The following is a 26,551-nucleotide window of genomic DNA, read 5'->3' on the forward strand; positions in this document are numbered from 1 at the left end:
TTTTTCATCAATTTGCATGCTTCTTCATTATACTACATCTTGAAACTACATCCTGCATTCCCGCTTAGCCGCTTATGAATTAGCCAGCCGCCTTCGTCTCAGGATATAATTAACAATATATCATAAAAGATATGAGCATTTCATAATGAGGAGTGAAGCATACTTATGGACCAGCAGCTTCTGGCACAAATCAACCTTTGGCATGACGAAGAAGCATTCGAGAGCATCGTTGATCGATTGCAGCAAATCCCTGAAACCGACAGAGATTATGAGGTCATCATCCAGCTTGCCCGCGCCCTTAACAATACAGATCGTTACCGTGAGGCACTACAGCAGCTTTCCTTAATCGCCGAGCCAGGCAAAAACGACCCTTTATGGCATTTTCGCCAAGGCTATGCTTATTATTTTCTAGCGCGTTATGTGGATGCCTTACAAGCTTTTGACCTGTCCAGCCGCTTGGACCCCCAATCGGAACCAACCTTGGAGTTTTTGGAGTGGACCAAGCCGCTCGCTGAAAAAATGGTGCTCCAGCATAAGCGCTATGTAGAGGAAAGCACAGCGGTCGGGCAAAATCGCGGCACCGGGAATGACGCGCCCTTTGCCTCGTTCGATTTACAAAGCTTTTGGGAGGACAGCGATTACGCCCGCAAGTCTTATGTGCTGCCCCCTCCAACCACTGAGCTGATCTCATCCATTGAGCAGGAGCTTGGCTACAAACTGCCAGCCTCCTACATTGCTCTCATGAACAGCCAAAACGGCGGGGTTCCCGTCAATTGCCGTTTCCGATCGGAGGAGCCGACCTCCTGGTCAGAGGATCATGTCGCGATTACGGGCATTATGGGCATTGGACGCAATAAATCCTACACGCTTGGCGGAGATTTAGGGAGCCGGTTCATGATCGAAGAATGGGGCTATCCAGACCTTGGGATCGTCATTTGCGACTGTCCATCCGCAGGCCATGACGTCATTATGCTGGATTACCGCTTCTGCGGGCCAGAAGGCGAACCTGCCGTCGTTCACGTTGATCAAGAGGACGAATATAACATTACTTATTTGGCATGCAGCTTTGAGCAATTTATTATAGGGCTCGTTCACGATGACGTGTTCGATAGATCTGCTGAGGAGAAGGAAGCGGATCTGGTGAAGGTGGCTGAAGGCGCATTTTCCCCTTTATTGACTGAGCTTTGTGCTGCTGTGACGGAAACGGATAATCTGGAAGGAAAAATCCGGTCGATTTGCACCCAGATTACCGAGGAGAAAGGGTATTTCGTCTTTCAGGCTGACGAGCTGTCTACCTTGATGTATGATTTGCAATTTTGGCTCTATACGAAAACTTATCCGAATCCTGCACGGAAAAAATATATTGACGACTATGATAAGTTGATCGCATTCGGCGAAGGCGAGTTTAGCACAGGCGGCTATGCGCCAGCCTTTATTACGGACTGGCTCGATGATCGCATCAAGCTGGGAAAAATCATCGTAATGGATCGTACACTCGCCATGACGGATGAAGCTATCGAGCAGGTGCTTGAGCAGTTAAACGACTATGCAGTTCCTAACAATAAAGCAGTGCTTCATACAGAGTCTGACGGGATTACAGCACAATTGCAGCCTTTTATCTTTATTGACCACGATAATAAATCATGGTCTGTTATTCTAAATGCCGGTACCTACAAACAGGAACTGTTTGATACGAGGGTGGATGAAGGTTTTGAAGGCAGCGGCTATGACTGGAGCTCGCTCGCCGCTGTATTTTTGGAGGAAAAAATGCCTGAGCTTGCCGAGCATATCCACTTCGACTCAGAGGCAGATATGTTCTGCGTGTACGCCAGCAATCGGGAAGCCATGGTGAGTTTTGCATTGGCCTTCAAAGCAGCTTGCGAGGATCATGATTTAATCAGCGATCTATTTACTCGCGCCGAGCTGGATTAATTTTATGTAACGACTTGCCTTTATTATTAAGCGTTGCTAACTCCCTTTTGTTTCATAATCGGTAATCCAAAAATGCCCGATGCGCTCCTATAAAGAAGCCTTCGGGCATTTTTCCTAGCTTGTTAAGTTTATTTAGTTCGTTTTGCGAGAATTATAATATAGCTCCGCTCACCAAATTTCCTTTATACCACACGGCCTGCCGCTGCGCTTTTCGGGTAATAGCCTCCGCCGAGCAGCTTGCGTGAAGCAATACAAAACTGGCGGCATCGCCAACCTTAGGCCAAACCTGCTCGCCTTGAGCATTGAGCGGTGTAATTCCGCCTGTAATTAAGGCAAGAGTCTGGGACAAGGAGGCTTCCTCTTGGCAACCATACAATTCTGCGAATCGTCCTGCCTTATCCAGCAAATCCCCGCTCCCAAATGGCGACCAGTGATCCGTGAGACTATCGGTTACCAGCTTCACCTTTACGCCTTGACGGCTCAGCATTGGTAGCGGCATATTCATTTTCCCAATCGGTACCGTGGAAGCGATGGACATGCCAAGCTGAGCCATCCGCCCAGCCATTTCTTTTGTCTCCTGCGGCTCAGCGCCTGCAAACCAAAAGGCATGACTTACGGTTACTTTTCCGTGCAGATCCGCTTCTTCAGCCAGCTCCGCTAGGCGGTTCAAAGTTTGCCGACCAGCTTCGTGTCCATCATGCAAATGAATATCGATGCCCGCACCATGATAAACAGCCAATTCAATGATCGTTTGCAGCGATTTTTCGATATCGCCATCTACTGTATACGGATCTACCCCACCTACATGGGTAGCGCCTTCAGCCAGCGATTGTTTCACGAGCGCAACCGAATCAGAGCGAAGCAGGCCATGCTGGGGAAAAGCTACAATTTCGGCCGAAATTTTACCAGAAAACGTCTCCAAAGCTTGCTTCGTAGCTTCTAATCGCTTGAGTCCACTGACGGGTTCAATATTGCAATGGCTGCGCACATGCGTGGCGCCAAATCGTTGAATCAATGACAAAATACGCTCCGCTTGCAGCTTAGCCGTCGGCAGCAGCTTGGGTAATAAAACCTTTTCTTCCTCTATCCGTTCGAAAATACTCGCTACAGGCTTAACCGCTTTCCATGGGCCGCCAAAATAGGTTTTGTCTAAATGAATATGACCTTCTTCAAACGAGGGCAGCAGCAATAATCCTTTTGCATCATATTTCGGCAGAGGGCTGATTAGCTCCACTCCATCCTCCAAAATTTCAGCAATGGTTCCGTCTTCTATCCGCAAATGGCAGCTGCGTGTCTTAGTGCCTGCTATCTGGCCAGCCTCAAACTCATACCCTTGCTCCAGCCTTGCATTGGTTAACCAATAAGATGTATTCACCATGTCAGCCCCGCTTTCCTATCCAATTAAAACTATGGTAACATAGCATTCACTATACTAAAAATATTTAAAAAATTCGTTTTCCATACTTTTTTCGTTTGGAATGGGAAGGATTAACCGAATGGATATTCGCCAGCTTCGTTATTTCATCGCGATCGCAGAAGAGAAACAAATTACAGCGGCCGCTGAAAGGCTGCATATGACACAGCCTCCGCTTGGCCAACAGCTGAAAGGGCTGGAGGAAGAGCTCGGGGTACAGCTTTTTGTAAGAAGCGGGAAATGGCTGGAGCTTACTGACGCTGGAGAAGCGTTATATAAACGCGCCATATTTTTAACAAAAGCGCTCGAAGAGACCAAGCTGGAGGTGAAGGAAATTGGCAGCGGCACGCGGGGCAAATTAATGCTGGGTATTAATACGCTGTCATCCGTCATTTTGCCACAGGTGCTGCACGAGTTTAAAGAAGCTTACCCGCTTATCACTTATAAAATCCAGCAAAATGAATCGGCCCAAATTGTTCGGCTGCTCAAGGAACGTTCCATTGAGCTTGGAATCGTGCGGCTTCCGCTGGAGCTAGTTGAATTCGAAGTGCTGGAGCTTCCTTCGGAGCCCTTTTATTTCGTGACCGCGAGCAATGTCCTGCACCCCGCAGACAAATGCTCCTACCGTGATATTCAGCGTTATCCGCTTATTTTACCTAGTGCGGAAGGGCTTGGCCTATATAAAAGCATTATTCAGCAATTTACCGAACGCGGCTTGCATGCCAATGTAATAGGAGAATGCTCCGATATTTCCCTATTGTTGAAGTGGGTAGCCTACGGGGATGGAGCAACCATTGTGCCGCAGTCCGTTCTTGAGCTGCATCAAGGCTATAACATTCAATCGTTTGCCATATCAGACAGTGAACTGCATTTTGCCACCGGACTCATCTGGCTAAAAGACCGTTATTTGACCAAAGCGGCACAACGCTTTATTGAATTAATGAAGCAGGAAATCGTTCATCTTCGATTGTGATTTTCCCATGCTCCAGCACCATAATACGGCTGCACATAAGCTGTACGGCTGCCAAATCATGCGAAATAAACAAGCAGGCAAAACCAAGCTGCTGCTGCAACCTCTGCAGTAGCTTTAAAATCTGGGCTTGGATAATCATATCCAGGCTTGCGGTCGGCTCATCCAAAATAATAAAGTCAGGCGCAATGCTGATCGCCCTGGCTATGCATACCCGCTGCTTCTGGCCTCCGCTCAGCTCATGGGGATATTGCCGCATGACGCTAGCTGGAAGTCCAACCCTATCAAGCAACAGAGCAGCCGCTTCATCCCGTTTATATCGGCTATCACCTAAAAATGCAGGTGCTTTGTCCTTGAATATATCGAGCGGCTCCATTAACGAATCCACAATCATCAGCCTCGGGTTCAAACTAGCTGCTGGATTTTGAAATACCGCTTGAATACGTCCGCTTATGAACGACCTCGCAGCAGCTTTCCGGTTATGCAGCGGCATTTGCTGGAATAGGAGCTGGCCTTGGTCAAGCGGCTCCATAAGCATCAAGCATCTAGCCAATGTGCTTTTACCACTGCCGCTCTCACCGACCAGCCCTAAACATTCCCCTGCTTTCAGCGTAAAAGATACTTGATCCAGCACCTTCATGCCTTTGCCTTTCGGGTATGTTTTGACTAGATTTTGGGCGACGAGCAAGCTATTCGCTCTGCTGGCCTCTAGACTTCCCCCCTGCTCCCGCATCGTTTGCTGGGCGTCTACTGGCTGTAACTGTAGCATCAGTTCTCGTTCAGACTTTACGGTTGGTGATGACCATGAGCTGGGCTCAGCCGCAAGAAGCTGCTTCGTATAGGGATGGGTTGGCGCTTCCAGCACTGCCCGCACATTACCCGATTCCAGCATACAGCCCTCGCGCATAACAGTCACTTCATCCGCATAACGCCTGACATGCTTTAAGTCATGTGTAATAAACAGAATAGCGCAGCCGATTCGTTCCTTCATCTCCATGAGCAAACGGAGTATTTCCTCTCCCGTTGCATAATCCAGCGCAGTCGTTGGTTCATCGGCAATAAGCAGCTTTGGCTTAAGCAGCAGCGCTGCTGCGATGGAGACCCGCTGCAATTGTCCGCCACTCAGCTCAAAGGGATAGCTGTTATATACGCGCTCTGCCGGCAGACGCACCTCGCCTAAGCTGGACAATATTTGCACTTTCCGCTCCTTGCGGCCTAAGCGGCTATGCGCTTGCAGCGTCTCATCCAGCTGCTTCCCGAGTCGAATAAAGGGACTGAACATGCCCGCATAGTCTTGAAAAATATAAGCAATCTCCTTGCCCCGCAAGCTGCTTAGTTGTTGGGCTGGAAGCTCTGAAAGAGATTGCCCCTCGAACAAAATCTGCCCTTTCGTCACGCGCACAGCATGAGGCAGCAAGCCGCCAATCGCGAGGCCGGTCAGCGTTTTTCCGCTGCCGCTTTCACCAATTAAAGCAAGCCATTGCTGCTTTTCAATAGATAGATGAAGGTCATGAACAAGCTGCTGCTGCCCTGCGTTTAAGCTAAGTCCTGTTATTTTCAATATGCTCATTGCTTGTTCTCCTTTACTCTCTGCTACGTTTCACATCCAGCCGATCACGTATCCGGTCACCCCACGCATTGGACAGTAGGACAACGAGCATAATGGCAAGTCCCGGTGCTAGCATTAAATAAGGGGCCTGGTGAAAATAGGCGCGGCCTTCATTCAGCATCGCTCCCCATTCTGGTGATGGCGGCTGAACGCCAAGTCCAATGTAGGAAAAAGACGCAATCATCAAAATGACTTTGCCCACATCCAGCGAAGCAATGACGATGACGTTACTGAACGTTTGCGGCAGCAAATGCTTGATCACGATATGGAGCGGGCTTAGTCCGTTCAAGCGGGCAATCGCTATATAATCCTTATGTTTTTCAGACCTAACACTATTGCGCACGATGCGCGAGTAAGCGATCCATTTGACCGCCGCAATGGCAATGATTAGATTGTATATATCCGGCCCTAGCAGGCCGCTTAACACAATGGCAATCATGAAATCCGGGAAGGCGAGGAAGGAATCCGACACCCGCATAAATAGGCGATCCACGAAGCCGCCCGCATATCCCGACAGCAGACCAACAGGAATACCGATACTCAGCGCTGCCACAAGCACGATCAGACTCGCGCCGATCGTATTCCGCCCTCCAATGAGCAGGCGCGAAAACAGATCTCTGCCCAGTCCATCTGTTCCGAGCCAATACTGTGCGCTCGGCGGCAGCAAGCGATCATGAAGATTCACTGCATACGGATCATGCGGAACGAGGAACACCGAGAAAACAAGCACAGTAAAGAACAGCAGGGCCATATATCCTGCAAGGCTTACCTTTTTCATCGGCTCTCCCCTTTCAAACGCATTTCCGGGTTTAGAGCATGATTCACCAAATCTACCAGCAAATGAATAAGCGTCACGGTAATTCCCATCACGACCATATAACCTTGAATGACCGGATAATCTCTGCTCTGAATGGCATCCACAATGAATTTGCCCATGCCCGGATAAGCAAACAGCACCTCAATGACAACCGTGCCGCCAAGCAAGCTGCCTATGCTGACACCGAACATCGTCACAACGGGCGTAAGCGCATGGCGAAAAGCATGGCGGAGCAAAATTTTTCTGCTGCCAATGCCGCGCGACCGTGCTCCCCTTATAAAATCCTGCGTTAAGCTGTCCATAAGACTGGAACGAATCAAGCGGACATAAACGGCTGACATCGTCAGACCGAGCGTCAGCGAAGGCAGCACAAGATGCCAGGGCGTCCCCGTTCCCATGGACGGCAATAAGCCCGACCTTACGGATAGCCCTTCTATTAAAAGAAGCCCTAGCCAAAAGCTAGGGCTAGAAGTACCCATTACAGCAAGGAGACGGCTTGCGCGGTCAATGAATCGGTTGGGATAAAGGGCCGACAAAGCGCCCAGCGGCACCGCAATGAGCAATAAAATGAGCAGCGAGCTCCCGGCAAGCAGCAGCGTTGCTGGCATTTTACGAAGCAGTTCCTCGCTTACGGGCCGATTCGTCATGTACGACTTTCCCAAATCGAGTTGTGCCAGCCCGGCAAGCCAGTTGCCATACTGAACCAATACTGGCTCGTTTAGTCCCAGCTCTTCCCTCTGTTGCTTGATTTCTGAGCTTGTGATGGCAACGTCATCTGAGCGAAGCATTTGCTTAACGGCATCTCCCGGAGCAAGCTTGACGAACACGAAGCTGACGAAGGAGAGCAGCAAAATAAACAGGACAAGCTCTACACCCCTTTTCCAAACGATGCTCATTTCCCTTCCACATCCAATTGGTTCGTCAGCATATAATATTCGCTTTTACTCGTTACCCAGTTTTTCACCTTATCCCGGTACACAACGAGCGTATTCGGATGTACAAGGTAGGAATAGTACGTTTCTTCATCAATACGGGTAAGCGCCTGTTTGATTAAAGCATTGCGCTCATTCACGCCCACCGTTTGATCCAGTTCCTCAATCCAAGCGCTCAGATCTTGGTCGTTGATTTTACCGAAATTCAGCGAGCCCTCCGGCTTAAAGGCTACATTTAGAAAATAACTCGCATCCCCGCGCGGCGCAATTAACGGACTGTAGGTGCCCAAATCCCAATCGTCCTTCTCGAGCAAATAATCCTCATATTTATCGACTTGTGCGATCGTAATGGCAATGCCTAGCTCCTTCGCTTGCGATTGCAGCACTTGCGCCAGCAATGGAAATTCCGCACGGGAAGCGTACGTTACCAGCTTGAGTGAAAGCGGCTGGCCCCCCTTGGTCACCTTGCCCTGCTCGACCTCATAGCCTGCTTGCTTAAACCATTTGCGAGCAGCGTCCACTCCGCTTTCCTTCGGGTCATAGGCGGGCACGAACGGAAATTGTGGCAAAAAAGGACCGCTGGCGACCGTCGCTTGGCCGCCCATAATGGCGTCCTTGAGTTCATCGCGATTGACGAGCGCATCGAAAGCTTTGCGAACGTAGCTGTTTTGAAAATCCGCATGGTTCGTATTGAAAATAAGCTCATGCGTCCGCAAACTGACGACTGAATCCAAATGCAGGCTGGCGTCGCTTTTCATCGTTTCGATGCTTTCTACTGGCGGCCGGTACACAATATCTGCATCCCCAGCCATAAGCGCTGACAAGCGGGCATTGGCATCTTCATTAAAGCTGAAGGTCGCATGGCTGAGCTTTGCTGCACCGTCCCAATATTCATCGTAGCGATCCAGCTTTAGCGAGCTGCCCGAAGTGAACGCGGCCACTTGAAACGGACCGGTTCCGATTGGCTTTTTATCCGGATCTGGTGCAGATACGTCAATAATCGCTGTATTCGGATGTACTAGCTCTGACGGAAACTGAGGAAACGGCTGCTCCGTCGTAATTTGCAGGCTTTGTCCGCTCGCCTCCATTTGCTTGATTTTCAAAACCTGCTTCACGCCCGGATTTTGCTCCATCGCCCGTTCTAGTGATAGCTTGACGGCATTTGCATCGAGCGCCTTGCCATTTTGGAACGTAACCTTTTCCCGGATTTTAAACGTCCAATGCTGCCCATCCGAGGTGCTCCACTCCTCCGCCAGCCAAGGCTGGATTTGGAGGTCTTCGCCCAGCTTGACCAGCGTTTCCACGACACCTGCTCGGAGCGGGGTATAATCCAGATGGGGGTCTATCGTTTGGCTCGCAAAGTTAAAAAGGAAGGTCAGCTCCTTCTCGGGCGGCTTGGCTTGTTCTCCGTTCGTGCTTGACCCGTTCGAACAGGCTGCCGCGAGCAGCAGCAAGCTAATGAGAAGAAATAAGGGGATGATTTTTCGCATAGGCAATGTAAGCTAACCTCCATATTTTCAAATGATACAAGATTACCTGCCTCATCGTACCTTAAGAAGCTATGAATGGTAATAGCCCGATCGAGCTATTGAAGCCCGGAAAATGTGACAATAATAAGCCAAGCCATCGTTCATTTACAGCACAAACATGCTGTGCTATGCTCAAATTTAGAGATTTTAAACTATGCAAAACAGAAAGGCGGCGTTCCATGATCCTCGTAAGCTCCTGCCTCGCAGGCATGAAGGTGAGATATAACGGGACGGATTGTTTAGACGAAACCGTTCGCAAGCTGCTGGATGATGAGCAAGCGATAGCGGTATGTCCAGAGCTGCTTGGGGGCTTCTCCACCCCTCGGGAATCAGCAGAAATTGTAGGCGGGAATGGGGAGGATGTGTTAGCTGGCACAGCCTCTGTCATCGACAAATCAGGTACGGACGTGACGGACCTCTATATAAAAGGTGCATATGAAACGCTTCACCAAGCGCTTGAATTAGAAGCCACAGTAGTTGTGCTTAAAGAGAACAGTCCCTCCTGCTGCAGTACAATGATTTACAATGGACAATTTTCGGGTGAAAAGAAAGCTGGAAATGGCGTGACATCAGCGCTGCTCCGCCAGCATGGCATCAAGGTCGTTTCTGAAGATGGGCTGCAGACTCTGACGCTCCCTTGAACATGAACGCCATTGCCTTTTGCAAAGGCTGATCACAATTGAATTTTTAATGCAGACAGGCTAACGTTTAGCCTATCAAGTTTTTATAAGCGTCAAGGAGGAGTATGTTATGCAATATGCAACATTCGCGGGCGGCTGTTTTTGGTGTATGGTTACCCCTTTCGAGGAGCTGCCAGGCATTCATAGTATTATTTCTGGCTATATGGGCGGTCATCAGGAGAATCCGACTTATGAGCAGGTGAAAACAGGCGAAACAGGACATGCCGAGGTTGTGCAAATTGCCTTCGATCCGCAGCTGTTTCCTTATGAGCGTCTGCTTGAGTTATATTGGCCGCAAATTGATCCGACAGATGAAGGCGGACAATTTCAAGATCGCGGCAGCCAGTATCGCACGGCGATTTTTTATCATAATGAAGAGCAGCAGGCTTTGGCGCTCGCTTCCAAGCAGGAACTGGAGAGCAGCGGACGCTTCGACAAACCGATCGTAACGGAAATTCGGGCGGCGGATACGTTTTATGTGGCGGAGGAGTATCATCAAAATTTCCACAAGAAAAATCCGAAGCATTACAAAGAGGATCGCGCACAATCAGGCCGCGACGAGTTTATTGAGCAAAAGTGGAAATAAAGCTTGTAATAGTGGCATGAACATCAAACACCTCGTCAGGAAATTGCTGGCGGGGTGTTTGGATTTACAGGCTTGCTTTCGTAGACCATACGTTAGACTGCAATGGAGTTCTCTCCTTGCTAGCCATTTGCCCGCTGCTGCTTATTAGCTACAGCGACAGCTTGGGCACAGCGCAGCATCAGCAGGCAAAAAGACCGGTTATGTCCAATATAAAAAGAGGACAGGTCATAGCGGTTCCGAGCCGGCTCGAACGTTACGAGCAGACGATGCTTCATCCGCTGCATCGCCAGCTGAATGAAACACTCCGTCTGCTCACAAGCCGGAAATGTAATATATGCGTACAAAGAATGATCCTCCGGCTCATCCAGCGCACTAACGCCAGCGCATGAAAACTCCGTCGGTATGCCCTGCTCTTTGAGCAGCGTGAGCGCAGGAAGCAGCTCCGCATCGATCGCGACATGCCCCAGCAGCAGCGTTTGCTTTGACCGCTTCGTTATTTTTTCACGCTCCAGCCAGCTGTGCAGCTCCCGCTCACGCTGCTGCCAGCGCTGTGCGGTATGCATGCTTATTACCTTTTCCGCTTCGCAGTCTAGAATTGTCTTCTGCGACATGCTTTCTCACCTTCCTCGATACATTTGGCATACGCCGAGTCTGCCCTTATCATTACTCAAAAAAGCTTACGTTACACCGCGATGATTTTCGGCTTATATTCGGTCAAGGCCTCTTGTATATGAGACTGGAGCAGCGAGCTGCCCTCAATAATCGCTTTACGCTTTGCCTTAAGCACGATTTGCTCCATATCCGCAAAGCTGCACCCAGCAAGCAGACTGGCGGCCGTATCATAAATAGGCTCCTGCTGTTCAAAGTCTCCAATTAACAACGATATATATTCGTACCTACTGCGATCATCCGGCATGCCGTAATGCATTTTCGTATCGAAGCGCCGCCATATCGCATTGTCCAGCTCCTCCTCCAAATTGGTTGCCGCAATAAAAACACTTTCGCAATCAAATTCGTCCAAGCATTGCAGCAGCGTATTAACGACGCGCGCCATTTCCTTCACTTCATCATTGTTTTCACGCGTCCTCGCTATCGCATCGAACTCATCGAGAAATAAGACGCAGGGCGTCGCTTTGGCGTAATCGAATATTTTGCGGACATTGCTCGCCGTCTCTCCTAGATGGCTGTGGATAATCGCATCGAGCCTGACCAAAATAAGCGGAACATCCAGCCGCTGCGCGATGTAGAAAGCAGTCAAAGTTTTGCCCGTGCCTGGCGGCCCGTACATGACAACTTTGTTCGGAATCGGCACATCATGCTCCTCAAACTTCTCCTTCATGCCCATAATCGTGAAAAACTCTTCTACGATTTGCCGATTCATCGGCGGCAGCACGATGCGTTTCACCTTTTTCGCACAATCCTTCGGGCTGTAAAAGCTAGCCATATCCGTTCCCTTGGCTCTTGGCAGGCGGTGATTGCCCTGATTTTTGCTCATATTGGGAAGCTCCTTCGTTTCATGTTACACACGAAAAGCCCGACATAGCGGTCGGGCCATTGCGCTAAATGGTGGCCTTGCGTTTAAGAAATCCAGAAGATGCCCTCCTGATCGATTTCAACCTGCTCCAGCTGCTGCTCGAAATGAGGATGCGGTGCAATCGCGGATGCTGGCCTCCAGCCGCCATTGCCGTCAGTGGCATACACATGCCACTGGCTTTGCTTCCATTGGAACTGGACGATAGGTGCTCCTGTCCATATCCGATTTTCAAAATCCGGAAGCTCCTCGGTCAAAGTAAGCCGATTACCCTCCCACTCATAGGTTAAACGAACAGCTGAACGCACATTCGGGGGGATTTTGCGGCTAATGTAGCCGTTCAGTATTTTTTCCAGCCTGCGGGTCGTAAATGGGTCCATGCCCTCCCCCCTTTCGAACAAATTTTCATTTCCTTTTATATTGGCTTACCTACGTTACCAGCTTGCTTTCTTGATGCCGGGAATTTGCCCTTTGTAGGCAAGCTCGCGAAATGCGATACGCGACACTTTAAATTTACGCAAGTAGCCATGCGGCCTGCCCGTCAGCTCGCAGCGGTGATGCAGCCGGGTTGGCGATGCGTCGCGCGGAAGCTTGCTCAGTCCGATATAATCCTTGTTGTCCTTGAGCTGCCTGCGAAGCTCGGCATAACGCGCAACCGTCCCCTGTCTTTTTCTTTCCCTAACTACTTTTGATTTTTTAGCCATTCTTGTCGTCTCCTTTTGTTTATTCGTAAACTTTACGATTTATTATAACGCATGGGCTAGGTTTTGGAAAGGGGGTATGAAAGCCTTATTGGCTCACATACTCCTCCCCCGCCTGCTGCACCCATTGCACGAACAGCTTTGCCCCTTCCGTCAGCACCTCTTCATCTATATCGAATAAGGGATGATGCACCGGATACACCGTTTTGGCTGTCGGGTTGGCTATGCCAATAAACGCGAATGCTCCCGGCACCTCGTGTACATACAGCGCAAAATCCTCCCCAGCAAGGCTAGGCTTGTCCAAAATAACAACCTTATCGTCACCCAAGGCGATTCGCCCAGCCCGAACAGTCAGTTGAACGGCTTCTGCATCATTAAGCAGCGGCGTTCCTAGCCGATATTGCGACGTATAGGTGCCGCCATATGTACTGGCTACGGCATCTGCTCTCTTTTCCAGCAACTGATGTATTTGTGCAGTCAGATCTGGGTGAAAAACGCGATACGTCCCGCTCAGCTTGCTTTCCCCCGCAATGGCATTAATCGCAGTACCAGCGTGCAACGTACCGAATGCGAACACCTTCGTCTCCCATGGATCCGTTTCCACTGCAAGCGCAAATTTAACATCAGAAACGAATTGCACCGCCATCGACAGCGCATCTACAGCCAAATGCGGCGTACTATGATGACCGTTCAATCCTTGAAAAGCGATATGGAAATGCGAGGATGCCGCCATAGCCTCCTTGCGATGAATGCCAACAACACCCGTAGGCAGCTCGGGCCATACATGCATGGCAAAGCATAGGTCAACACCTTCCAGCACCCCAGCCTCAATCATATCTCGGCCTCCGCTAATCATCCGCCCATCTATTGGGCTAGGAAGCGCACTTTCCTCCGCAGGCTGAAACACAAACTTAATCGTTCCGGACCATATGTCTCTGTGCCGACTGAGCGCCTTCGCTGCTCCGAGCAGCATCGTCATATGGGCATCATGCCCACAGGCATGCATAGCCCCTTCGCTTGTTGAACGATAGGCAAACGTATTTTCCTCCGTGATCGCCAAGGCGTCCATATCTGCTCGCAGTACGATCGTCGGTCCCGGCTTATCGCTGGTGAGAATACCTACAACGCCTTTGCCAAAATGCTTTCCGACATGCCGTTGAACCTGCAAGCCCCATTCCGATAAATAATCCGCTACCTTCTCTGCTGTTCGGTCCACCTCGAATAATACCTCGGGATGCTTGTGAAAATCTCTGCGCAGTGCGATCAATTCCTCCCGCAACGTGTCTACATAGGCAAGAGCAGCTTGTGCATTCATAATAATGGCCTCCTTATATAGAAATCTTTTTTTATCCTAGATCGACATACGCAAAAAAGCGGAAACATCCCTTGTAAAAGGATGTTTCCGCTTGTACGGTCAACTCTATTTTCAATAATAGGTATGCCCTAGCCATAAGTCAATGCCCGGTACATTTTAATACTGGCGAAAAGCAAGCACGGCGTTGACTCCGCCAAAGCCGTAGGAGTTGGACACCGCAGCAGCGGACTTCACCGCACGAGGATTTTTGACGACCAAATCTAGCTGCGCCTCTGGGTCGGGCTCGTCCAAATTCGTAGTTGGCGGCAGCCAGCCATTGCGCAGTGCTAGCAGCGTAATGGCCGCCTCAATAGCGCCTGACGCTCCAAGCGGATGACCGTACAAGCCTTTCGTGCCGCTGACGGCTACCGGATGATTGCCAAACACTTGGCGTATGACCCGCGATTCCGTCACATCATTGAGCAGCGTCGAAGAGCCGTGGGCATTGACATAGTTAATGTCCTCCGGCGCCATATCCGCGCTCGTCAGCGCCTGGCGCAAGGCCCGTGCTGCCTGCGTGCCGCAAGGCAGCGGTGCGCTCATATGATGCGCATCGTTAGTCAGCCCGAAGCCTGCTAGCTCGCCATATATTTTCGCGCCTCGCGCCCTTGCATGATGCTCGGCTTCAATGACGAGCACGGCGCTGCCCTCGCCCATGACGAAGCCGTCGCGATTGCGGTCGAATGGCCGGCTTGCCATATCCGGAGATTCATTGCGAGTAGACATCGCCCGCAACATGTCGAAGGCGCCGAAGGAGAGCGGTGCAAGCGGGGCTTCCGAACCGCCCGCCATAATGACGTCCGCTTCGCCGCGCCGGATTGCTTGCAGCGCCCGGCCAATGGCGACGGCACCGGACGCGCAGGACATCGCGTTCGTCTCATTTAAGCCCGTCATGCCAAATTCCATGGCAAGATTGCACGAGGCAGCGCCGCCGAAGACGGAAAATCCGAGCGTCGGCGATACGGCCCGGAAGCCGCCATTATGGTAGCGGCTGCACTGCTCTTCCGCATAGGCAATACCGCCCAGTGCGCTGCCCATAAATACGCCCGCCCGATCCGCATCGAGATCGGCGGGATTCAGACCAGCGTCGCGCAGCGCCAGAGCGCCGCTGGCAACGGCAAGCTGCGAATAGCGGTCCATGCGATGCGCACGCTTTTTATCCATATAATGCTCCGCTTGAAAATCTGGAATTTGTGCAGCTATTCGGCTGCGCAGCCCTTCCGGTACAAAACGCTCAATTTCCCTCACTGCGCTTTTCCCCCGAACTAGACCTTCCCATAGCTGCTCCACGCCTGCGCCAATCGGCGTTACACAGCCTATTCCCGTTATGACCGCTTTAATCGCATTAGCCATTGCGCCCACCTGCCTCTCTTTGTTGAAAAATGGCTTGCTCTGCTGCTTCGTTTGCAAACTGCTCAGCTACCTGCTCTCTCAGTGCCTCCCATTGCAGATCCGTCCATTGCTGGGAATCAGGGTGTTCTTCTTGTACGGCTTGTTTCTTGGCATCCAGCGCGGCTTCGAGCTCGGCCTGCTGCTTCAAGCCTTGCAGCGTTCTCTCCGCAATGGCATAAACGAACCAATTGCCGATAAAACTGGCGAAAAGCCTGCGGCTCCATGGAGGAGCATTCCAGCGATGCACGATCGATACGGAAACCTTCTCGCCAGCCGGTACAATGCGCCATTCCACCTCCATGCCTTTCGTCACACCGCGCACATGGCGGTAGCCAACCATCAGTTCTTCCTCGCTGATAACCATTTCACTTTCCCACCATACCGGCCACTGAAACCGTTTGAACGGCCGAACGGCAGCCATTTTGACGAGCCCACCCCGCTCGCTGCCGCCATAGCGGAACTGGATCTGGCGATAATGTGGAAGCAGTTGCGGCCAATTTTCGATTTTCCGTGCATAGTGGAACGCGGTCAACGGCTCACAGCGCATCGTTACCTCATTGTAGGTATGCATGTATTTCAGTCCTCCTTGTATGTACATCAATTTACAAGCAACCCTATCTTTACAAGCAATCGCCAATCACTGCTACAAGGCGGCTGCGGGCGGCTGGCAGCGAGCCAAGTCCGCGCAAAGCGGAGTGCCACAGCAGCTCATGCCTGCTCGTCCATTCGATCAGCTTCTGCAGCCGAATAGCTGGAGCGAAGCGGCTTTGCTGAATCGCTGCATAATGAACGAGCGGCGCATCGCTGCCGCTCTCCAGCGCTTGCAGCAGCAGCGGCGCAGCAAGCTCAGCACTGCTAAGCGCGCGGTAAATGCCTTGGCCTGTCAGCGGATCGTAATAACCTGCAGCATCGCCTATGAGCAGCAGCCCTCCTTGCTGCGTTGCCCGCACCCGGCGGTCAAACGGCCCACAAGCGAGCACCTCGCCTGTGCAAGCCGCCCCCTGCAAACGCTCCGCAAGCTCGGGCAGCTCTCTCGCTTTTCCCAGCAGCCACGCGCTGCGCCTCTCCTTGCTCGCAACAGGTGCAGCCCTGTTACCCGCTTCAGCATAAGCAGGAGCTTTTCCCCTTGCATTGACTTTGAACGATGCGGCTTCAAGCATCGCAATTTCCGTATCTGTATCTTTATTCGTATCCATATGACCAGCTACTTTCTTAACAGCACCGCTTTCTTTCAAGTCTGCGGCTAAAGCTGCCGCACTCCCGCTCCCTGACAGCTGCGCCAGCGTCATATTGGCTTCACCGCCGCCAATCGGTGCCAGCCCGACAACGATGCCTCGCCCGGTGAACAGCTCGACGCGCGGCTGCAGCTCCCGCACACCGCTCACCCGCGCTGTGAACGCTGTTTTGCGCAGCGGGCCGAAGCTGCTCAGCCCCGCGCAGCGGGCCACTGCCGAGCGAATGCCATCCGCGCCAATGACGAGGCGCGCCCGAAATTCCGCTGCGGTCCCCACTGCGGAATATGCGACGACGCCAGCCACTCGGCCCTTCTCCCAAATCAGGCGCTGCACCCGCATTTGTTCAATGACCTGCGCACCGGCCTCGCAAGCATGCAGCGCAAGCGCATAATCCAGCTTTTCGCGGGCGCAGGCCATTCCGAATTGGCCTGCGGGAAAAGCCGCCAGCAGCTCTGCCTTTCCGCTTGTCAGCCGCCAGCCATGAATGAGCGAATGCTCCATGCTGCTGCGGATCGCTGCGAATTTGCCGGCAGGCAGCACGCGCGCAAGCGCGGCGACTGCGCCTGGATTCAGCGACTCGCCGCAGGGTTTGCGCCGCGGGAGCGATTCTCGCTCCAGCAGCAGCACCTTTACACCCGAGGCAGCTAGCAGTGCTGCCAGTACGCTGCCGGCTGGCCCCGCACCGACAATGATAACGTCATGCATGGCATACTAGCGCCAAGCGAAATGGAAAATGCCGATGCACGACAGCAGCGGGAACACCTGCCTGTGCCAGCAGCTCCTTCGCTTCGCGCGCTGTATAGGAGCGCTGGACGGACATTGGCCCATCATGCTTCGTCACCGGGCTGCGCCAGATGAACTTCGCAAGCATTCGTGCGGACAGCAGCGCCAGCCGGTGCCGCTCCAAATCGGTGACGACCCATCCGACCCGCGCGACCCGATCGATTTCCCCCAGCATGCGGCTCGCTTCCCCATCATCCAAATGATGCAGCGCCAAATTGCTAAACACGATGTCAAAGCTGTTATCCTCAAATGGCAAAGCCGTACCATCCGCTTGCAGTACCTGAATGGCCTTTTGATGAGCGGTGCGTTTCCCCGCAAGCTCCACCATTTTAGGATGGATATCGACGCCGACAATTTCGACTGCCATACCGCGCTTGCTGCACCATTTCTCTAAAGCCATCGGAATATCCGCTAGCCCTGTCGCCACATCGAGCAGCTTTATTTTCACCCTATCGACTTGCACAGAACCAGGCCCTGACCCGGTCCATCCCCTCTGTTTTCCTTGCGAATTCTGCGCTGCTCCTTGCTCTAGTCCTGTTCTTTGCTCCAGTACTGCTCTTTGCTCTAGCCCCGCCCCTTGCCCAAATTTCAACTCCAGCTCCTGTGCCCGCCGCGCGATAGCCGTTTGTCTGAGCAGCCGCTCCAGATGCTTGAACAGCACCGGATTGCCGCCCAAATAACGATTGACCTGCCATACCTCGGAGAGACTCCTCTCCAGCTCCTCCAGTTCCACCTCTTCCTCGTCGAGCTTTTCCTTCGCATACAGCCGCTTCATAACTGCCACCTCCTGCTTTGCTGTCCTTATTGTTATTGTTTTCCACCTTTTTTATCCACCCATATTTATTTCATTTTTTTACCTGATGGAATAAGGCAGCTGTCTTCGCAACCTCCAGCCTCCCGTTGCGTCTAATAGAGTAGAGAAACTAGAGGAGAGTGATAGAACGATTATGAAATTCAAAATGAGAAAGCTGACCGCTTTGCTGGTGCTGCTTATGCTGAGCCAGGCTTTTGCTGCGGGAAGCAGCATGGCCGCGAGCTCCGCGACGAAGTACCGGGTGTATCAGAACGATGCGTCGCTCAAGGAGTTTGCAACCGAGAAGCAGGCGATTGCCTATGCCCAGAGCTTTGCCTACAGCCATGTCGAGCAAATAGCGGGCCGGGTGTGGGTATGGGACAATTTCCCGAGGTATAAGGTATATCAAGGCGGCGCCTCCAATCCCAAATGGGAATATCGCACCTACGAGCAAGCACAGGCCGCAGCGAAGCAGCTAGGTCAAGTACATATTCGAGATTTGCAGCAGCCGGGCTGGGTGTACGAATCTTATGCCAAATTCCAGCTCTATCAGGGCGAAAATACGAAAAACAGCTGGGGCTTTGCTACTCTTGCAGCCGCTAAGAAGGAAGCTGCCAATTGGGGCAATGCCCATATTATTAAACGTTCCACGAATGAGTGGGTATGGGACAATGTGACGGCGGCGCAAAAGAAAGAGCAGCGTGCAGGCAAAGCCGTGTACACGATCACGAAGGATGGCGGGCAAATTTCCGGCACCAAAACATACGCTTACCTCTATGACGCTGTTCAAGCAGCAGCTAAGCAAGAGGGCAGTGAAGTAACCAATACTGCGAAAGGCAAGGTCGTTTTCTCAAATGTACGCAGCTATGAAGTACAGCAAAACGGCAAAACCGTAAAAGCTTTTATTAGTATGGAAGCCGCGATACCCTTTGCCAAAAAATATGCAGGCGCCGATGTCGTATACAATAACGTCGTCTGGTGGACCAACAAGCCTTATTTATCCGTTTATCAAAACGATAAAATCATTAAAAGCGTACACACCAAAGAATCCGCCGTCACACTCGCCAAAAGCTACGCGAACGCCACCGTTCGTAACGCGGATGGACGAGTATTATGGAGCAATGTCACAAAGCTGATTTATATGGGCTGGAATGGCTCTTCGAACAGCCAGACGATTTTGGGGCATGTTGCGGGGACACAAGGGCTCGATATTGATTCACCGACTTGGTTCGAGCTAGGCGATGCGAGTGGCAAGCTGAACGATATGTCCGATGCGGCGACGGCCAGTACCTTGAAGGCGCAGGGCATTCTCGTCATGCCGCTCCTGCACAACCAGTTTGATAAAAAGATGACGAGTGCCTTTCTTGCCAATTCGGCAGCTCAGTCTGCTTTCATTAACAGCCTTGTCACCAAGCTTGCGGCCCTTCGCGTCTATGGACTCAATATTGATTTTGAAGAGGTAGCTGGGACAGACCGGGCAAGCTATACCGCTTTTGTCAAAGCGCTGACGAAAGCTGTTCATGCCAAAGGCATGAAAGTATCGATCGACCTGCCGCGCGGCAGCGCCAGCTGGAATCAGGCGACGGCGTATGACCACACTGCACTGGCAGGCATTGTCGATACGATTATTATTATGGCTTATGACGAGCACTGGAGCACAGGTCCGGAAGCGGGCTCCGTATCCAGCTTGGCGTGGGCTGAAGAAGGTGTAAAGCAGTTTCTTGATTACGGCATTCCCCGCAAAAAGCTGATGCTCGGCATTCCTTTCTACGTTCGCGAGTGGAAGCTGGACAACTCGGGTGCCCTCATCAGTAATCGTGCGATTTATATGAAGGAAGTGCCGCAGCTCATTAAAGATACGAACGCTGTAGCTACGCCGGATGTAGCATCCGGTCAAACGAAATACACGTATGTAAAAGATGGTTTCACCTACGTATTCTGGGCAGAGACCGCTTCAACCGTGCAAGCCCGCATCAATATGGCGAAAAAATATGATCTCGCAGGTGTTGCAGCGTGGCGCCTTGGCTACGAAAGCGCCGATTTGTGGACGATGATGCTGCGTTTGAAATAATTTGTTTTTTTTACTTAATTATTGAGAAAGGTCAAGCTACGGGCTAATAGTCCCTTGGCTTGACCTTTTTTTATGAAAACTGTATTAGTTTGGCTACACTTAAATCCTTGAAGCTGCTGGCCTATCATACTATACTACTCATCACATACTACCTCTACATGAGAATCCTATAACATCTTATATACATAAGCAGGAGAAGCCGCCCTCCAATTAGTTGGAGGGCGGCTTCTCGAGTACGGTTTTATATTAACCGTTCTAGGCTTCTCTTGATATCCTGACCGAATTCAACAAGAAACTATACTTGAATGAGAGCCTTCACAACACGTTTTACGGCATCATTGGCCGCTTCCTCGATCGAAGAGCTGTTTACAGCAACATCGATTGGCAAAAAGGCTTGGCCGATTATTTCTTGCGCAATGGCTTGATCGTTGTCGTTCGCAGAACCGGCCAGTACCAATGCAATAAGTCCCGCATCATTTAGCAATGTCGCATAACCCGCGATTTGCCGCACAGATTCTCCTAAGCTGTTATCGATTAGCATCGTATGATAGCCTCTCGCTACCAACCGTTTCTCGATTCCCTTCGCAAGAGCCAAGTTGCCCGAAACTGATCCAGGAAGCCAAAGCGTTAATGGCTGCTGTCCTTTTTGCTGGGCACGAACATCTCTTGTGATTTCCGTATCGATCTGGCCCGCACTATCAGAGCTTTGAAGAGCTTCGTCAATGACGCCGCAAGCGGATGTCATATTCGTTACACGATCGATGAGAATAAATCCACCGATGCTTTTATTTTTTTCAAACGCATCAAAAACAATACCATCCGATAATGAAATTTCACATTTAGCCACTTCATTCTTAACCACATGATCGGCTGTAACTGTATTGCCTGTATTAATATCAATTTTGTAATTAATCGCCGTCACAGTACCAGGAAGAACCTTTGTACCTACCTTCACCAGAGCATTTTTTCCCGGCGTCAGGACAGAATCATCCATCCAAAGAATCGTGGCGCTAAAGCTGTCGGCCTCTTGGAGCTGATTGTCCTTCGTAAATACACAACCTCGTGAAACGTCGACTTCCCGATCTAATTGAATTGTGACAGGTTGTCCGGCATGAGCCGAATTTCTGTCTTGGTCTGTTACAAAGATTCGTTTAACCTTCGCCTTCTCACGGCTAGGCAGAGTTGTCAGTTCATCGCCAACTGCGATGCTGCCGGCTTCAATCTGACCTTGGAATCCGCGGAATGTGTGGTCTGGCCTGCATACCCGCTGAATGGGCATCATAAACGGCAACACGACATCATTCGAATGAACATCAACACCCTCCAAATAGGGTAGCAAAGGAAGACCCTTGTACCAAGGCGTATTCGGCGATTTCTTCGTAATGTTATCCCCTTCTGTTGCAGAAACAGGGATCACCTGAATGCTTTCAAACTGGAATTCAGCGGAGATGCGAGAGAAGTCTTCTTTGATTTCATCAAAAATCTTCGTATCAAAATCCACCAAATCCATTTTGTTTACCGCCAACACCAGATGCTTAATCCCCATGAGGGCGCAAATCCGGGTATGGCGCTTCGTTTGAGTAATAATCCCTTTCGTTGCGTCCACCAGAATAATGGCAAGATCCGCAAAAGATGCGCCTACGGCCATGTTGCGTGTATATTCTTCGTGCCCCGGCGTGTCCGCTACTATGAACGAACGGTGATCCGTCGTAAAATACCGATAAGCGACATCAATCGTAATCCCTTGCTCACGTTCGGCTATCAGCCCGTCAAGAAGCAAGGAGTAGTCAATTTTGCCGCCGCGGCTGCCCAGCCTGCTGTCCAGCTCCAATGCTCTCTCCTGGTCGGCGAACAAAAGCTTAGCCTCATAAAGCATATGTCCAATCAATGTGGATTTGCCGTCATCCACACTGCCACAAGTAATAAATTTAAGCAGACTCTTCATCTTAGAAATAGCCCTCCCGTTTACGTCTTTCCATGCTTCCCGCTTCTTCCTGGTCGATCACCCTTGTTGTCCGTTCGGATGATACCGCACCAAGTGTTTCTTCAATAATAGCATCCAGCGTGTCCGCATCTGACTGGGCGCCGCCAGTCAGCGGATAGCAGCCTAATGTGCGAAATCTCATCTTCATCATTTCAATCTTCTCACCCGGCTCGAGCTTCATCCGCTCATCATCCGCCATGATGATCTGTCCATCGCGATTAACGACAGGCCTTTCTTTCGCTAAATAGAGCGGAACAATATCAATGTTCTCTCTGCGAATGTATTGCCAAATATCTTTTTCTGTCCAGTTGGAAATCGGGAATACGCGGATGCTTTCACCCTTATTAATTCTTGTGTTGAAAAGCTTCCACATTTCCGGCCGCTGGTTTTTCGGATCCCAGGCATGATTTTTATTACGGAATGAGAAAATCCGCTCCTTCGCACGTGACTTTTCCTCATCACGTCTTCCACCGCCAAAAGCAGCTGTAAATCCGTATTTGTCTAGGCCCTGCTTCAGGGCTTGGGTTTTCATAATATCCGTATAGGCGGAGCCATGATCGAAGGGGTTGATCCCTTGCTCAATCCCTTCCTGATTGGAGTGAACAAGCATGTTGATTCCGAATTCTTTCGCCTTGCGGTCGCGGAATTCAATCATCTCTTTGAATTTCCACGTTGTATCAATATGCATGAAAGGAAACGGCGGCTTCTCCGGATAAAATGCTTTCAGCGCCAAATGCAGCATCACGGAGCTATCCTTACCGATCGAGTACAGCATCACGGGATTTTCACTTTCCGCCGCTACTTCTCGAATAATATAAATCGCCTCAGCCTCGAGTTGATCCAGATGTGTCATTGCATCTATGGAATCAAGCATCAATTTGTCCATGAAAAAAGTGCCTCCCTTTAATCCTTACTAAATCTATAGACTATAATATATATCGTATCAGATTTTCACTTTTATGCAAAGTGGAATAAAGTGAATTCTTTTATTTTTTTAATCCATCCGTTTTCATCAAAAAGCACAATGGAACTACACACAATTGGATTGGATAATTCCATTTTAGAAAAAATGTAGGGATGATGTGCATCAAGCTATGATTTGCCGCGAATTATTGAAAGCTCTCGCTCGCTTTGAAGACGTAATTTTTTTGCACCTTACTTAACCACCTGCTCAAACGCCAGCCTCCCCAGCGGCAGCTCCATGAATTTCGCATAAGCTTCTGCACGCTGTTCAATGCCCTCCTTAAATTCATCAAGAGGCTCGAAGGGATGAATGACGACATCGACTCCCTTCTTCTTAACGGTTCGTTTCCAAGTGCCTACGACTTGTCCATTAACCACAACCATCGGCAGAAAAACGCCATTATTGCCAGGAACAATCCGCTGAGCAATTTCAGGCTTCAACACGGCGCTGCGTTCCTTGTAGCCTAAAATATATTCATCAAAGCCCGGCAGCAAATAAACGGCAGAAGCTTTGTCTTCCTGCTTCTCCTCCTTCGAAGGCCTCTTTTCCCCCTGCTCTGTCCAAGCACCATCTGTCTGCTTTACCATCCAATAGTCGCTGCCGTCGATTCGCTCCCTATCCAGCTGGCCTTTTATGGCTTCCAGTCCTTCCCTTGCATCGCCAAGCGTCATCCCTGACCACCAGGCAAAATCATGAACGGTAGCAGGGCCATGAGCGGTAAAATAGCGCAAAGCGAGCTTGGCAAGCGCATGTTCACGCGTCAATTGCTGCGCATCTGGTACCCATTCATCAAGCAAAACGAACGTTTGCTGCTTGCCGCTTATCGGTCCAAAGCAAATCAGCCCTTTATAGGCGCTATGCCATAAAATGTGATAACCCCGCTGGCTGTCCGTGCGTATGCCCGCCCGCTCCAATTGCTCTAGCAGTTCTCCGCGCGAAACCTGTACTCCCCCTTGCAGCCTGTTGCGAATCAAGCTTTCGCTGCGCGCAAGCGTAGCATCATCTAACTCCAGCTGCTCTCTCCGCCGTCTTGACTGCTGAAGCAAGCGTGGAGCAGCAAGGGACAACCGCCATAATACATCCTCTGTTGGCACAAAATGAATCGTTCCGCGCTGCGTCCAGGTCAGTACCATCTCGCGGTCCTTAATGCTCTGCTCCACCTTGGACAATGTCGCCCCAGGCGAGCGCAGGCCAATCGCCCACATGGCCTGCATATAATCCTGGGCCTGCACTGCACCGAGCTGCCCTACTACCTGTTTAGGCGACCAATTGCTTTCAGCTGATGCGATTCCTTGATTTTGCAGCCGAAGCCCTGCTATCCTGTTTATATTCATCCGGCACCCCTCTTGCACATAATGCGTACATTAATGCTTCCATTTTACCATAGGGTACGAACGGTGTTTCAGCTTGACTGAAACACGCTCATGCTTTTACGGATAAAAATGTTACAATTTCGATACATTTTCTGCATTTTTCGAAACAAGTACCCGTTATAATTCGTCATAGGGATCACATGAGGAGGCGTTTTTAAACATGAGGATGAAAAGGACAGGACAAGCTTTGATGGTTCTGCTGCTGCTGTTTGCCTTTGGCTGCACTGGCGCGCAGGAAACCGTATCGCCTATAGCGAGCCAATCGCCAGCAAGCAATACGAATACCGATGCTGCTGGGGAAGCGGGGGATACCGCCGTGCAGGAAACGTCAGGTACGGTTGACGATTTGCTTGTCGTAGCGAACCCTACGGCAGCCGTCGTGCTCGTAAATAAGCAATACAGCTTGCCAGAAGGCTACGAGCCGCAGGATTTGGTATATCCCGATGTAGCGTTCACCTTCACTGAGAAAATCGACAAGCGCATGCTGCGCAAGGAAGCGGCTGACGCTTTGGAGCAATTATTCGCCGGAGCATCTGGTGATGGCATTCAACTCGCTGGCGTTTCCGGCTACCGTTCTTATGATCGCCAGAAAACGCTGTTCGACAATTATGTGAAAAAAGATGGCGAAGAAGCCGCTCGCATGTACAGCGCTGTTCCAGGCACGAGTGAGCATCAGACCGGCCTTGCAATTGATGTTACGGGAGCGGATGGCAAATGTGCTGCGGAGGATTGTTTTGCGGGTACGCCTGAAGCAGGCTGGCTCGCTGATCATGCCTGGGAGTATGGCTACATTATTCGTTATCCCGAAGGGAAAGACAGCTTGACCGGCTACAAATATGAGCCTTGGCACATCCGCTACGTCGGCAAGGAGCTGGCTAAAGAGCTGAACGAGCGCGAAATTACGCTCGATGAATATTACAATGCGGTTCCGGTATCCGAGAAACGTTAATGAACATACAAAAAAGCGGCCAAGCGGCCGCTTTTTTTGTATGCTCCCCCCTCAAATTCTCTCAAATATACTGCTCGTCCGTTGCCAGAATAGAATCCAGCAGCCCTGGAAAACATAAGTCCAGATTATCCCGACGAATCGAATAATAATGCTGCTTGCCTTCAATTCGCGGCTGAATGATTCCTCCTTCGCGCAGTATTTTGACATGATGCGACAACGTCGATTTGGACAGATGCTCGACCTCGAAAGAAGAACAGTTTTTCTCTCCTGTCCGAGCCAAACATAAAACAATTTTAAGCCGCACAGGGTCGCTCAGCGCGTGAAGCACCGTTGTGAGCTTCATTTCATTGGCTTCTGGTACTCTCATCGTTCTCATACTGCCCAAGGTACCATATCCTGTGGGATGTTTCAATGCCCGATTTTCAAACTATTCCTTGCATTATTTCAGCGGGATGTGCTAAGCTGTCATCCGTTCGATGAACATCGAACTAAAAATCAAAACCTGCGTAATATGCACAAGAATTAGGAGCCATGATGATGACCAACACGACACACACAGCTGTTTTAGATGTTTATTTCCAACTTTTTGACGCCTCCCGCACGGACGAGCGGGCTATGGAGAAGCTGCTGGCTCTCTTCACACCTGATGTAGAGATTGTTTTAAATGGTACGAAACGTACCGGCTTCGAAAGCTTCATTAAAGCCTTCCACCAATTCAATAATGACATTAAGCATATGTGGGATAGCTGGGAGCTGCAAGGCAACGGCTCTTACCAGACGAATTGGGCGGTATGCGGTAAAACAGTCGAAGGCGCTGTATACGCAAAAACTGGAATCGATATCGCCAAACTAACAGACGACGGAAAAATCATATATTTGGAAAACGTCCAGGATGACAAAAACGCGTTTAAAAAATATGAATAAACAAACGAATCAGCCCTCTCGCTTTCCT

25 protein-coding genes are annotated in these 26,551 nt (G+C 50.6%); 7 read left to right on the plus strand and 18 right to left on the minus strand.

What is annotated here, in order from left to right; all coding sequences use genetic code 11:
- The first annotated feature begins 165 nt into the window (after positions 1-165).
- Entirely contained in the window at positions 166-1,932 is a 1,767-nt protein-coding gene (locus ASF12_RS00165) for an Imm51 family immunity protein (RefSeq protein WP_056028135.1), read from the plus strand.
- A 151-nt stretch (positions 1,933-2,083) separates the two neighbouring features.
- Here ASF12_RS00165 and ASF12_RS00170 read toward each other — a convergent pair whose 3' ends face one another.
- Complete coding sequence (locus tag ASF12_RS00170) at positions 2,084-3,310, minus strand: amidohydrolase (RefSeq protein ID WP_056028138.1); 1,227 nt, start codon at positions 3,308-3,310, stop codon at positions 2,084-2,086.
- Between the two features lie 118 nt (positions 3,311-3,428).
- On the opposite strand from ASF12_RS00170, the gene ASF12_RS00175 reads away from it, so the two are divergent.
- Positions 3,429-4,319 (plus strand): LysR family transcriptional regulator, encoded by an 891-nt coding sequence (locus ASF12_RS00175; RefSeq protein WP_056028141.1) that lies wholly within the window; start codon positions 3,429-3,431, stop codon positions 4,317-4,319.
- Here ASF12_RS00175 and nikE read toward each other — a convergent pair.
- From nikE to nikA, 4 genes are read right to left on the minus strand one after another with little or no spacing between them, the layout of a single operon-like run.
- A complete protein-coding gene (gene nikE, locus ASF12_RS00180) occupies positions 4,276-5,886 on the minus strand; it encodes a nickel ABC transporter ATP-binding protein NikE (protein ID WP_056028148.1) in 1,611 nt (536 codons plus the stop codon). The two genes, ASF12_RS00175 and nikE, sit on opposite strands and share 44 nt — an antisense overlap.
- Positions 5,887-5,899: 13 nt before the next feature.
- Entirely contained in the window at positions 5,900-6,703 is an 804-nt protein-coding gene (gene nikC / locus ASF12_RS00185; RefSeq protein ID WP_056028151.1) for a nickel transporter permease, read from the minus strand.
- Complete coding sequence (gene nikB / locus ASF12_RS00190; protein WP_056028154.1) at positions 6,700-7,638, minus strand: nickel ABC transporter permease; 939 nt, start codon at positions 7,636-7,638, stop codon at positions 6,700-6,702. Before nikB ends, nikC begins: the two co-directional genes overlap by 4 nt.
- A complete protein-coding gene (gene nikA, locus ASF12_RS00195) occupies positions 7,635-9,164 on the minus strand; it encodes a nickel ABC transporter substrate-binding protein (RefSeq protein WP_056032577.1) in 1,530 nt (509 codons plus the stop codon). Before nikA ends, nikB begins: the two co-directional genes overlap by 4 nt.
- A 218-nt stretch (positions 9,165-9,382) precedes the next feature.
- Between nikA and ASF12_RS00200 the strand changes: the two genes are divergently transcribed.
- Positions 9,383-9,844 carry a DUF523 domain-containing protein gene (locus ASF12_RS00200; RefSeq protein WP_056028157.1) on the plus strand — a complete coding sequence of 154 codons (462 nt, stop codon included), beginning with the start codon at positions 9,383-9,385 and terminating at the stop codon, positions 9,842-9,844.
- Between the two features lie 109 nt (positions 9,845-9,953).
- The gene (gene msrA / locus ASF12_RS00205; RefSeq protein ID WP_056028160.1) at positions 9,954-10,469 is read left to right on the plus strand and encodes a peptide-methionine (S)-S-oxide reductase MsrA; all 516 of its coding nucleotides are present in this window, start codon (positions 9,954-9,956) and stop codon (positions 10,467-10,469) included.
- Between the two features lie 119 nt (positions 10,470-10,588).
- On the opposite strand, the gene ASF12_RS00210 is transcribed toward msrA, so the two are convergent.
- The 9 genes from ASF12_RS00210 to ASF12_RS00250 form a co-directional block, all read right to left on the minus strand.
- Positions 10,589-11,080, minus strand: coding sequence for a hypothetical protein (locus tag ASF12_RS00210; RefSeq protein ID WP_056028163.1), 492 nt, complete (start codon positions 11,078-11,080; stop codon positions 10,589-10,591).
- A 71-nt stretch (positions 11,081-11,151) separates the two neighbouring features.
- Positions 11,152-11,964, minus strand: a complete 813-nt coding sequence (locus ASF12_RS00215) for an AAA family ATPase (RefSeq protein WP_056028166.1) — start codon at positions 11,962-11,964, stop codon at positions 11,152-11,154.
- Positions 11,965-12,047: 83 nt separating this feature from the next.
- Entirely contained in the window at positions 12,048-12,380 is a 333-nt protein-coding gene (locus ASF12_RS00220) for a DUF3024 domain-containing protein (RefSeq protein WP_056028169.1), read from the minus strand.
- Positions 12,381-12,434: 54 nt separating this feature from the next.
- Positions 12,435-12,704, minus strand: coding sequence for a 30S ribosomal protein S14 (gene rpsN / locus ASF12_RS00225; RefSeq protein ID WP_056028173.1), 270 nt, complete (start codon positions 12,702-12,704; stop codon positions 12,435-12,437).
- 85 nt (positions 12,705-12,789) lie between these two features.
- On the minus strand, positions 12,790-14,016 hold the full coding sequence (locus tag ASF12_RS00230) for a M20 metallopeptidase family protein (RefSeq protein WP_056028176.1): 1,227 nt from the start codon (positions 14,014-14,016) through the stop codon (positions 12,790-12,792).
- A gap of 156 nt (positions 14,017-14,172) precedes the next feature.
- Positions 14,173-15,408 (minus strand): beta-ketoacyl-[acyl-carrier-protein] synthase family protein, encoded by a 1,236-nt coding sequence (locus tag ASF12_RS00235; RefSeq protein ID WP_056028179.1) that lies wholly within the window; start codon positions 15,406-15,408, stop codon positions 14,173-14,175.
- The gene (locus ASF12_RS00240) at positions 15,401-16,018 is read right to left on the minus strand and encodes an SRPBCC family protein (RefSeq protein WP_056028182.1); all 618 of its coding nucleotides are present in this window, start codon (positions 16,016-16,018) and stop codon (positions 15,401-15,403) included. The genes ASF12_RS00235 and ASF12_RS00240 overlap by 8 nt, the downstream gene beginning before the upstream one ends.
- A 49-nt stretch (positions 16,019-16,067) precedes the next feature.
- Positions 16,068-17,387 (minus strand): NAD(P)/FAD-dependent oxidoreductase, encoded by a 1,320-nt coding sequence (locus tag ASF12_RS00245; RefSeq protein WP_056028185.1) that lies wholly within the window; start codon positions 17,385-17,387, stop codon positions 16,068-16,070.
- Positions 17,380-18,240, minus strand: coding sequence for a methyltransferase domain-containing protein (locus ASF12_RS00250; RefSeq protein WP_056028187.1), 861 nt, complete (start codon positions 18,238-18,240; stop codon positions 17,380-17,382). Before ASF12_RS00250 ends, ASF12_RS00245 begins: the two co-directional genes overlap by 8 nt.
- A 172-nt stretch (positions 18,241-18,412) precedes the next feature.
- Between ASF12_RS00250 and ASF12_RS00255 the strand changes: the two genes are divergently transcribed.
- A complete protein-coding gene (locus ASF12_RS00255; RefSeq protein ID WP_056028190.1) occupies positions 18,413-20,329 on the plus strand; it encodes a glycosyl hydrolase family 18 protein in 1,917 nt (638 codons plus the stop codon).
- 295 nt (positions 20,330-20,624) lie between these two features.
- Here ASF12_RS00255 and ASF12_RS00260 read toward each other — a convergent pair whose 3' ends face one another.
- From ASF12_RS00260 to ASF12_RS00270, 3 genes are all read right to left on the minus strand, one after another.
- Positions 20,625-22,274 (minus strand): GTP-binding protein, encoded by a 1,650-nt coding sequence (locus tag ASF12_RS00260; RefSeq protein ID WP_063892453.1) that lies wholly within the window; start codon positions 22,272-22,274, stop codon positions 20,625-20,627.
- 1 nt (position 22,275) lies between these two features.
- Complete coding sequence (cysD, locus tag ASF12_RS00265; RefSeq protein ID WP_268795390.1) at positions 22,276-23,199, minus strand: sulfate adenylyltransferase subunit CysD; 924 nt, start codon at positions 23,197-23,199, stop codon at positions 22,276-22,278.
- A gap of 269 nt (positions 23,200-23,468) precedes the next feature.
- Complete coding sequence (locus tag ASF12_RS00270; protein ID WP_056028192.1) at positions 23,469-24,611, minus strand: winged helix DNA-binding domain-containing protein; 1,143 nt, start codon at positions 24,609-24,611, stop codon at positions 23,469-23,471.
- 199 nt (positions 24,612-24,810) lie between these two features.
- On the opposite strand from ASF12_RS00270, the gene ASF12_RS00275 reads away from it, so the two are divergent.
- The gene (locus tag ASF12_RS00275) at positions 24,811-25,599 is read left to right on the plus strand and encodes a M15 family metallopeptidase (RefSeq protein ID WP_056028195.1); all 789 of its coding nucleotides are present in this window, start codon (positions 24,811-24,813) and stop codon (positions 25,597-25,599) included.
- 61 nt (positions 25,600-25,660) lie between these two features.
- Here ASF12_RS00275 and ASF12_RS00280 read toward each other — a convergent pair whose 3' ends face one another.
- The gene (locus ASF12_RS00280) at positions 25,661-25,975 is read right to left on the minus strand and encodes an ArsR/SmtB family transcription factor (protein WP_056032582.1); all 315 of its coding nucleotides are present in this window, start codon (positions 25,973-25,975) and stop codon (positions 25,661-25,663) included.
- A gap of 161 nt (positions 25,976-26,136) precedes the next feature.
- On the opposite strand from ASF12_RS00280, the gene ASF12_RS00285 reads away from it, so the two are divergent.
- Positions 26,137-26,523: a hypothetical protein gene (locus ASF12_RS00285; RefSeq protein WP_056028198.1), complete on the plus strand. Its 387-nt coding sequence runs from the start codon at positions 26,137-26,139 to the stop codon at positions 26,521-26,523.
- Positions 26,524-26,551 lie beyond the last annotated feature (28 nt).

The sequence above is a fragment of the Paenibacillus sp. Leaf72 genome (genome assembly GCF_001422685.1).
GTDB lineage: Bacteria > Bacillota > Bacilli > Paenibacillales > Paenibacillaceae > Pristimantibacillus.

Bases quoted from the DNA above. Each gene is read 5' to 3' on its own strand.
- ASF12_RS00165 (WP_056028135.1), top strand. From the start codon at position 166: ATGGACCAGCAGCTTCTGGCACAAATCAACCTTTGGCATGACGAAGAA.
- ASF12_RS00170 (WP_056028138.1), bottom strand. From the start codon at position 3,310: ATGGTGAATACATCTTATTGGTTAACCAATGCAAGGCTGGAGCAAGGG.
- ASF12_RS00175 (WP_056028141.1), top strand. From the start codon at position 3,429: ATGGATATTCGCCAGCTTCGTTATTTCATCGCGATCGCAGAAGAGAAA.
- nikE (WP_056028148.1), bottom strand. From the start codon at position 5,886: ATGAGCATATTGAAAATAACAGGACTTAGCTTAAACGCAGGGCAGCAG.
- nikC (WP_056028151.1), bottom strand. From the start codon at position 6,703: ATGAAAAAGGTAAGCCTTGCAGGATATATGGCCCTGCTGTTCTTTACT.
- nikB (WP_056028154.1), bottom strand. From the start codon at position 7,638: ATGAGCATCGTTTGGAAAAGGGGTGTAGAGCTTGTCCTGTTTATTTTG.
- nikA (WP_056032577.1), bottom strand. From the start codon at position 9,164: ATGCGAAAAATCATCCCCTTATTTCTTCTCATTAGCTTGCTGCTGCTC.
- ASF12_RS00200 (WP_056028157.1), top strand. From the start codon at position 9,383: ATGATCCTCGTAAGCTCCTGCCTCGCAGGCATGAAGGTGAGATATAAC.
- msrA (WP_056028160.1), top strand. From the start codon at position 9,954: ATGCAATATGCAACATTCGCGGGCGGCTGTTTTTGGTGTATGGTTACC.
- ASF12_RS00210 (WP_056028163.1), bottom strand. From the start codon at position 11,080: ATGTCGCAGAAGACAATTCTAGACTGCGAAGCGGAAAAGGTAATAAGC.
- ASF12_RS00215 (WP_056028166.1), bottom strand. From the start codon at position 11,964: ATGAGCAAAAATCAGGGCAATCACCGCCTGCCAAGAGCCAAGGGAACG.
- ASF12_RS00220 (WP_056028169.1), bottom strand. From the start codon at position 12,380: ATGGACCCATTTACGACCCGCAGGCTGGAAAAAATACTGAACGGCTAC.
- rpsN (WP_056028173.1), bottom strand. From the start codon at position 12,704: ATGGCTAAAAAATCAAAAGTAGTTAGGGAAAGAAAAAGACAGGGGACG.
- ASF12_RS00230 (WP_056028176.1), bottom strand. From the start codon at position 14,016: ATGAATGCACAAGCTGCTCTTGCCTATGTAGACACGTTGCGGGAGGAA.
- ASF12_RS00235 (WP_056028179.1), bottom strand. From the start codon at position 15,408: ATGGCTAATGCGATTAAAGCGGTCATAACGGGAATAGGCTGTGTAACG.
- ASF12_RS00240 (WP_056028182.1), bottom strand. From the start codon at position 16,018: ATGCATACCTACAATGAGGTAACGATGCGCTGTGAGCCGTTGACCGCG.
- ASF12_RS00245 (WP_056028185.1), bottom strand. From the start codon at position 17,387: ATGCATGACGTTATCATTGTCGGTGCGGGGCCAGCCGGCAGCGTACTG.
- ASF12_RS00250 (WP_056028187.1), bottom strand. From the start codon at position 18,240: ATGAAGCGGCTGTATGCGAAGGAAAAGCTCGACGAGGAAGAGGTGGAA.
- ASF12_RS00255 (WP_056028190.1), top strand. From the start codon at position 18,413: ATGAAATTCAAAATGAGAAAGCTGACCGCTTTGCTGGTGCTGCTTATG.
- ASF12_RS00260 (WP_063892453.1), bottom strand. From the start codon at position 22,274: ATGAAGAGTCTGCTTAAATTTATTACTTGTGGCAGTGTGGATGACGGC.
- cysD (WP_268795390.1), bottom strand. From the start codon at position 23,199: ATGGACAAATTGATGCTTGATTCCATAGATGCAATGACACATCTGGAT.
- ASF12_RS00270 (WP_056028192.1), bottom strand. From the start codon at position 24,611: ATGAATATAAACAGGATAGCAGGGCTTCGGCTGCAAAATCAAGGAATC.
- ASF12_RS00275 (WP_056028195.1), top strand. From the start codon at position 24,811: ATGAGGATGAAAAGGACAGGACAAGCTTTGATGGTTCTGCTGCTGCTG.
- ASF12_RS00280 (WP_056032582.1), bottom strand. From the start codon at position 25,975: ATGAGAACGATGAGAGTACCAGAAGCCAATGAAATGAAGCTCACAACG.
- ASF12_RS00285 (WP_056028198.1), top strand. From the start codon at position 26,137: ATGACCAACACGACACACACAGCTGTTTTAGATGTTTATTTCCAACTT.